This window comes from Caballeronia sp. (assembly GCF_049581465.1).
GTDB lineage: Bacteria > Pseudomonadota > Gammaproteobacteria > Burkholderiales > Burkholderiaceae > Caballeronia.
This window is the reverse complement of the sequence record NZ_JBAUSA010001355.1, coordinates 1-7964: the sequence shown is the minus strand read 5'-3', so window position 1 is coordinate 7964 and position 7964 is coordinate 1. Positions and strand designations below refer to the sequence as shown.

The window sequence follows — 7964 nt, the reverse complement described above, 5'->3', positions numbered from 1 at the left end:
TTCGTTGCGCGCCGCATCGATTAGCTTCGTGCTGATTTCCGTGGGCGGACTCGTGATTGGGGCAGCGGTCAGTTGGCTTGTGACCTCGGTTCCCAGGTGGATCGGCAAGTTCTCCGAAGACGACGATCCCGCCGCCGGCGTCGTCCTCACGTTGCTGATTCCGTTTGCGGCTTATTTGATTGCCGAGCGATTTGGCTGCTCGGGGATTCTCGCGGCGGTATCGGCGGGCATGGTAATGAACTTCCAGAGCCTGCGCGAAGGCGTTCCCACAGCGTCGCGAATGCGCATGACCAGCACGTGGACGATGATCGAATTCGTGTTCAACGGCATGGTGTTCATCCTGCTCGGGCTGCAGTTTCCGCACATCATCGGGCGAGCGTTTATCGAAGCGCATCGCGATAGTCCTCAGCAAGTCGGCGTGCTGCTCAGCTACGTTGCGGCGGTGGTTATCGCGCTGTACGGGTTGCGCTTCGGATGGGTCTGGGTGCTGCGCTGGGTATCGAGTCGCGGTGCGGCCAAACACGGCGTGGCGAACGCAGTGCCTGGCCTGCGCACGCTTGCGATGACCACCATTGGCGGCGTGCGCGGCGCAATCACGCTGGCGGGCGTGTTGTCATTGCCGGTTGTGTTGCCGAGCGGCGAGCCGTTGCCCGGTCGCGATCTCGCGATCTTCATTGCATCGGCCACGATCCTGATGTCGCTGCTGATCGGGGTGATCGGCTTGCCACTGTTGTTGAACGGCTTGAAGCGTCGCGGCGATCCGCATGCGGCCGAGGAACTCATCGCCCGGCGGCTTGCGGCGCAGGCCGCCATCCGGGCTATCGATACCCTGGAAGAAGACCTCAGTGCCGGATTGGACGCGAGTGCGGCGGCGCGTTGCGTTGACTCGACGGCGCGCGTGATGAACTTGTATCGGCGACGGCTTGAGGGCCTCGGCGATGAAGACGAAATTCGCCGCGCCGCGCGGCAAAGCGAGATGCTGGAAACGAAGCTGAGGATGGCCGCACTGAGAGCTGAGCGCTCGGAGTTGCTCAAGCTTCGTACCCGTCAGGCGATTAACGACGAAACCTTGAACAAGCTGATGCGCGAGATCGATTTGTCGGAGACGGCGATCGTTACCCGGAAGAAGGGGGCAAGCGTGTAGGTGGGTTTTAGGCTACGTAGCGACGAATCGCACGGTACACATTTTAAGATTTTTCGTATTCACCGACGATTCCGGCCCCTGCATACTTCATCTCATGCGCAATCCATGAATGTGCATGACGTCGTTGTAACTCTCCGAACTTTTCCGCTCACCGCCTCCCCGGCTTTGAGCGGTTTTTTTTGTCTGCGGGTGGGCTTGGCTTCCTTGTTTCACACAGGAGTATTCTCATTGAGAACGGCGTGCAATCAACGAGAGCGCCCCGCGCGCCCTCGGAGAAAAGGACCGCGCCTAACACCCCTTCAAATGCCGCAGCAGCGAAGACATGCATACGCCATTCGCGAAGTACGTTCTCAATGACATCCGACACGAACGAATTGGAAAGGCTGGGCGCCGAAAACGCTCGACTTCTAGCGTTGCTCGAAGTGCATGGCATCGATGCCCGACCATCGTCATCAGCACCGGTCGATGCGTCGCGACTTGGGTCGTCCGCCCTGAACACGGACGAGAAAATCGTTATGTTTCGCCGCCTGTTTCAGGGCCGCATCGACGCGTATCCGATCCGGTGGGAAAGCAAGGCCGGTAAATCAGGCTATTCACCCGCATGTGCCAATGAATGGCGTCCGGGCTTTTGCGAAAAGCCCCACGTCAAATGCTCTGACTGTGGCAACCGGCTTCTGATTCCACTGACTGACCACATCATCTATGACCATCTCGCCGGCAGACACACGATCGGTGTCTATCCATTGCTGGCAAACGATACCTGTCATTTTCTCGCAGTCGATTTCGACGAGGCCGACTGGCGGGAAGATGCACGCGCATTCAAGTACTCATGCACCGAACTGGGCGTGCCGGCCGCGCTCGAAATCTCGCGGTCGGGCAACGGTGCCCACGTATGGATCTTTTTCAAGTCCGCCGTACCCGCGCGAGATGCCAGGCGCCTGGGTACCGCGATCATCAGTCACACGTGCGCACGGACGCGGCAACTGAAACTGGCGTCATACGACCGGCTGTTCCCGAACCAGGATACGACGCCCAAGGGCGGCTTCGGCAATCTGATTGCCCTTCCGCTGCAAAAAGCACCGCGCGAACAGGGTCGCAGTGTCTTCGTCGATGAACAGTTCCAACCTTACGCTGACCAATGGACCTATCTGGCCTCGATCCAGCCGCTGGCGCCTGACATGGTTGAGTCCGTCATTTTGAGCGCCACAGGTGGCGCACATCCGCTTGACGTTACCTTCATCACCGGCGAGGACCAGCAGGAACCATGGAAATCCAGCCCACGGTTGACCAATGATCTACCCGGTCCAATGCCGGATTCGCTCGTCGTCACCTTGGCCAACCTCGTCTATTTCGAGAAAGCGAATCTTCCTCAACCCCTGCTTAACCGACTAGTCCGCTTGGCCGCATTCCCAAATCCGGAGTTCTTCAAAGCGCAGGCGATGCGATTTTCTGTATGGGATAAACCACGCGTTATCGGTTGTGCGGAGAACCACCCGAAGCACGTCGCGTTGCCGCGCGGTTGCCTGGACGCGGCCCAAGCGATACTTCGTGACAACAAGATCCGCTGCGACCTCCGTGACGAGCGGTTTAAGGGCGAACCGCTCGATGTTGCATTCGCCGGCACGCTACGCCCGGACCAGGAACGCGCCGTCGCAGCGATGCTGCCATACGACATCGGCGTCCTATGCGCGCCTACCGCGTTTGGCAAGACCGTTACCGCTGCGGCGCTGATCGCTCGACGCGGCGTGAACGCGCTGGTCCTTGTACATCGAACCGAACTGCTCAAGCAATGGCAAGAACGGCTGCAGGTGTTCCTGGGGGTCGGCAATGGCGTCGTCGGTACGATCGGTGGTGGTAAAGCGCGACAAAGCGGGCAAATCGATATTGCTGTCATGCAGTCGCTATCGCGACGGAGCGAGACGAGTGAGCTCATCGAACAGTATGGGCACGTGATTGTCGACGAATGCCATCATCTGTCGGCAGTTTCATTCGAGGCCTTACTGAAGCGGGTCAAAGCGAAATACGTGCTCGGCCTGACGGCCACGCCGATTCGGCGAGATGGCCAAGATCCGATCATCTTCATGCAGTGCGGACCGATCCGGCACATTGCGTCTAGGCCCGACACGGCACCTCATGACCTCGCGGTCATACCTCTCATCCGGGCAGACAAAATAGATCTACCCGCCGATGCTGGCATTCAGGACGTGTTCCGGCAGGTCGCTACCGATTTGCATCGTACGAAAGCTATCGCAGACGAGGTCGTAGACGCGCTCTCGCGAGGGCGAAAGATTCTCGTTTTAACGGAGCGCACGGAGCACATTGCGGCCATTGAAGAGGCACTCGCTGGGCGAGTCGAGAGGATCTTCACGCTGCATGGACGCATGTCGAAGAAGCAGCGCAGTCTGGTGATCGCGGAACTCGATGGAATGCCGGCCGATGCTCCACGGATACTCCTCGCGGCCGGCAAGCTGGTCGGCGAAGGATTTGACCATCCACCGCTCGACACGCTCATCCTGGCGATGCCAATTTCCTGGAAAGGGACGCTTCAGCAGTATGCGGGACGCCTGCACAGAGAGCACGTAACGAAGGCGGACGTGCGGATCATTGACTTTGTCGACACGGGACATCCTGGACTGATGCGCATGTGGAGCAGGCGCCAGTTGGGGTATCGGGCAATGGGCTACAGGATCGAAAGTTCGAACCCGAATGAGCGTCTGCTGTAACCGGCGTCCATTATTGACGTATCAGGTTTCGCATACGCAACAGCAGTTCCTTTCGATCGCAAGACATGGCCACATAGTCGTCGGCCCCGACGTCGAGACACTTGATCATGTCGCTCGAATCCGGCGACTCTCCTATAACCAGTACCGGCGCCGAATAGCCTGCCTCCCGCAAGGTCCGGACTGCCGATGCACCATCGGCGTCTTGTGGACCGTCGCGCACCAGTACGAGCGACGGCATCCGTTGCTTCGAGCGTCCGAGCAGTTGCGACGCTGTCCGTTGTGTCAGCATCTCTAGCCCCTCACCCTCAAGCGAGTGCGCAAGGCTTTCGCCGAGCACGGGACTGGGTTCTATCAACACGATGAACTTGGTCATGGGGAGGCCATTTCGTTGAGATATACCGAACGCCCCTCAGGCGCGCCGCGGATTGGGTCTACGGCTGCCCCGGCGACGCGCCAGGCGAATCCGAATCCGTCGAAGACTGATGGTGTCGATGACCACGTGTGCCGCCGGTCGAGGCTGCCGAACTGGCGGGAATAGGCGGCGGCGGATGATTCATGAACTGGAAATTCTGAGCGACCGCCGCGTTTGCCACGTCGGGACTTGATTGAGCGAATGAAGAAGCGACGTATCCGAGGCCAGCAATAGCCGTAGCAAAAACAAGATACTTCATTGATTTAGCATTCCGTTGTCCAGAGGATTAAAGAAGGGAGCCGAATTGCGGCACATGACGCTTACGAGCGGCGTTAGTGGCCATGCCAGCCGTAGTAGCCGCCAACCCCTATGCTGACTGAAGGCGCAGCGTAGTAGGCCGGCGCATAGCCATAATAGGCGGGTGCTGGTGCGTAACCGTACGGAGAAGCCACAACACACCCGCCCAGGCCACCGGCCACTATCAGGATGACAAAGAGTCTTAGCATCATCGTTCTCGCATTACGTATGGAGCACAGATAAAGAACTCACCGACCGGGTCTTAAGACAATAGGCTGCTAACAGGCCAACAACGCTTGACTGAAGCGCAAACCCATCGTTCGAAGGACCACAAAAATAGTTTAGGTCAAGTCCCCTAAGCAAGGGTTTCGCGCCCGCTTACACGTGTTACGTAATGTGACGCAAGCGCGACGATCGCGACTGCATCGGTGTTTGGAGGGCTCATACGAAATGCAAGACGCGCTAAAGCAGGCCCCACGCAAATCATCGGATGTTGGGGCGCGTGCGACGCGCAAGAAGCGTCGAACCACGACGCAGCGCAGAGAATAAGATCTCTATTCGCTAAGCGTCGGCCCCAACCCGTCGAGTAGCGGCTGCAGCAACGTCTGCAACGGACGCCACCGCCTACGCGAGCTCTGGTACAACGGCATGCGCACCTGCGAAGCGCTTGCGGTCACCACCTGACGCTTAGTTTGATGAAAGGCCACGCAATGTTCATCCCATGGAAGATTGCAGTGCGCGAGCATGCGTTGAACGTTAGGCTCCAGGTCCGTGACCAAATTCTCGTACTGCACTTCGAGCATCACCCCTTCGGGCAACACCGCGCGCCAGTGCGCCATCATCGAATCATAGGTTCGGTAATAGCGACCCAGTTCGCCTAGGTCATAGCTGAATGGGACATCGCGAAATATTCTGGAAAAGCTGGAGAGGCACGTATCCACTGGCGAGCGCCGAGCGTGGATAAATCTGGCGTTCGGCAGAGCAAGATGGATAAGACCCAGATGCATAAAGTTAAAAGGGTATTTGTCTGTGATCCGCTGGTAACGGCGAGCGTCGCTAATCGATGCACGCATGTGACGCAAATAATCGGCGCCCAATGCAGTCCATTGGTCCGCCGACACCGCATCCAGCCTTTCAATGTCAATTCTGTCAGTGTCGCCAGTGGGCCGCGCAATGCGGGCGGAGAGCACTTGTGCAAACGTCGGGCGCTCACCGGCGCCGAATACCTGCGGATGACTAGCCAGAATTTGTTCAATCAGCGTAGACCCAGACCGCGGCATGCCCACAATGAAAACCGGCGTGTCTGAAAGATCCCCCACGACATGCTTGCGCCCAAACAAGCTAGCACCCTGGGTCGCCTTAACGTTATCGAACAGGTTGAACGTCGTTGCCTCGTTATAGGCCACGCGTTGACGGACCAACGCGTTGGCTTTAACGAAGTGCTCGAACGACAGTTCGCTTTGGCCGAGATCCGCCAGTGCCTGCCCGAGCGCGAAATGCAACTGAGCCTGATTTTCCGGCGTTAGTGAAGCGCAGTTCTTCTCCATCTCGCTCATCGCGATGAAACACGGGTCATCGGCGGCCAATTTCTTCGACTGAACGAGATTGCGGTAATACGTCATGTTGTTTGGCGTAAGCCGGATCGCCTCGCGATAGGCTGCATGCGCCTCGGGAAACTGGCCGAGCGTAACTAAAACGCTCGCCAGATTGTTAAAGCTGCCGTCCGACTGAGGATTCAGTGCCACCGCCCGCCGATAACAAACTACCGCCTCTTCCGGCCGATACAACCGCTCTAGAACGAAGCCTAGGTCATGCTGGTATTCAGCGCTTTGCGGGGCAAGCCGGCTCGCATCTTGATAGCGCAGCAGCGCTTCTGGTAAGCGGCTTATCAGCGCGAGCGTCGCGCCTAGTTGAGCGTGCACTTTTGGATCAAGAGGCTGCGCGGTGCGTACCCGCTCGAAGCAAACTAACGCGCCCTGAAAGTCGCCGCGAATGGAGCACTCTGTTCCGATGGACAACGGGTGTTCCGCCATCGCGGGCGAGGTGTCATGCGTCATGGAAGCCAAACGAAAAGAAGGGAGATGAAAACGGCGCACGGCGAACCGGGCCGTTGTTGAATGACGCTTACCGCCTCTAAGTCATGCGTTTAAATCTAGCACGATGTCCTTAGCGTGCTGATTGCAAAACGGGGGGCGAAATTACGTTTCATTTCTTACGAATCACCTTGTCATGCAAACCCAGAACCACCCTATTTCTAACGACTTAATTACGCTTTGCTAATTAAAGGTTACCAATACCCGTCTAATGTCGATCGGGAAAATAGAACGTTGTCAGGGAACGCTACGACTCAACGCCACGACTATCGCCACAGACAAAGACGGGGCACATAGATTGGATGATCGCTTGCCGGGAAAAATATCGCGCACAGGCTCGCTGAGCGACCCTGAACCCATGCGACTAATTTTCGCCAAGGGCGGCGACGGCATCAAGCATTAACCCGATTCGGCCGATAAGCAGAGTGTCATGTCCGGCGCAATGATATTTGCCTACTCCAGCCCGCTTCCATTACTGACGGCGTGTAGGCAAGTTTGGGCCACTAAAGTGGTACTGGGGCTTTCGAAAAAATACCCTCACATTATTACTGGCGTAAATCTTCGTCACGGAACGTAATACTTTTGAAGATCACGCGTTCGCCACTTCATGCAACATGCGCGAAGATGGAACCAAGCATCGGCAAGCCGCTTAACCACTAGCGACATAAGACGCTTAGCAGGCGAAATGCTCAACAGACGCGGCGTGGCCCCACACCCGCGTTCGATCTATCAACACGCGCTTGATTCGAACACTAGGACGCGCCCAGATGGAGGCCGTAGAACGTCTGGAACTGGCGCGCGAAAGACACCTCGCGGGTGATCTCGACAACGCGCGCACGCTCTATGAACAAGTACTGGCGAGCAGCCTCGACGATCCGTCACCTATGTACTCGCTTGGCGTTCTAGAGTGGCAATGTGGCGCGTTTGATCCGGCGTTGGCGTGGCTTGATCGGGCGATCAAGATCGCGCCAGGCGACGCGCGCTACCATTACGTACGCGGCCTGGTCCTCACCTCCATCCGCAGGATCGATGATGCGATCGGCGCGTACCGCTTGGTGCTCGACATCGAGCCGGAGCACATCGATGCGCTCAACAATCTCGCCAATTGTTATCGGGAGAATGAGGAGGACGCAGTAGCCGAACCGTTCTATAGAAGCGCGCTTGCCCTGCGTCGCGACGCAAACGCCCTCACCAATCTCGGCACGCTGTTGCAGGCGAGCGGACGGCACGAAGAAGCGTTCGGGCTCTTGAATGAAGCAGTGCGCGTCGCTCCTGAGTCGGTAGCTTGCCTGGTA

General features: G+C 57.8%; 6 protein-coding genes. 3 read left to right on the top strand and 3 right to left on the bottom strand.

Annotated elements, in window-relative coordinates:
* On the top strand, positions 1-1144 hold a 1144-nt coding region (locus WCA53_RS32770; RefSeq protein WP_423921732.1), incomplete at its 5' end, for a cation:proton antiporter.
* A gap of 353 nt (positions 1145-1497) precedes the next feature.
* Entirely contained in the window at positions 1498-3867 is a 2370-nt protein-coding gene (locus tag WCA53_RS32765; RefSeq protein WP_423921729.1) for a TOTE conflict system archaeo-eukaryotic primase domain-containing protein, read from the top strand.
* 10 nt (positions 3868-3877) lie between these two features.
* On the opposite strand, the gene WCA53_RS32760 is transcribed toward WCA53_RS32765, so the two are convergent.
* The 3 genes from WCA53_RS32760 to WCA53_RS32750 form a co-directional block, all read right to left on the bottom strand.
* The gene (locus WCA53_RS32760; RefSeq protein ID WP_423921725.1) at positions 3878-4240 is read right to left on the bottom strand and encodes a response regulator transcription factor; all 363 of its coding nucleotides are present in this window, start codon (positions 4238-4240) and stop codon (positions 3878-3880) included.
* 371 nt (positions 4241-4611) lie between these two features.
* Positions 4612-4788 (bottom strand): hypothetical protein, encoded by a 177-nt coding sequence (locus tag WCA53_RS32755; protein WP_423921735.1) that lies wholly within the window; start codon positions 4786-4788, stop codon positions 4612-4614.
* A 342-nt stretch (positions 4789-5130) separates the two neighbouring features.
* Complete coding sequence (locus WCA53_RS32750; RefSeq protein WP_423921722.1) at positions 5131-6594, bottom strand: sulfotransferase; 1464 nt, start codon at positions 6592-6594, stop codon at positions 5131-5133.
* An 842-nt stretch (positions 6595-7436) separates the two neighbouring features.
* On the opposite strand from WCA53_RS32750, the gene WCA53_RS32745 reads away from it, so the two are divergent.
* A partial coding sequence (locus WCA53_RS32745; protein ID WP_423921719.1) for a tetratricopeptide repeat protein occupies positions 7437-7964 on the top strand: 528 nt, incomplete at its 3' end.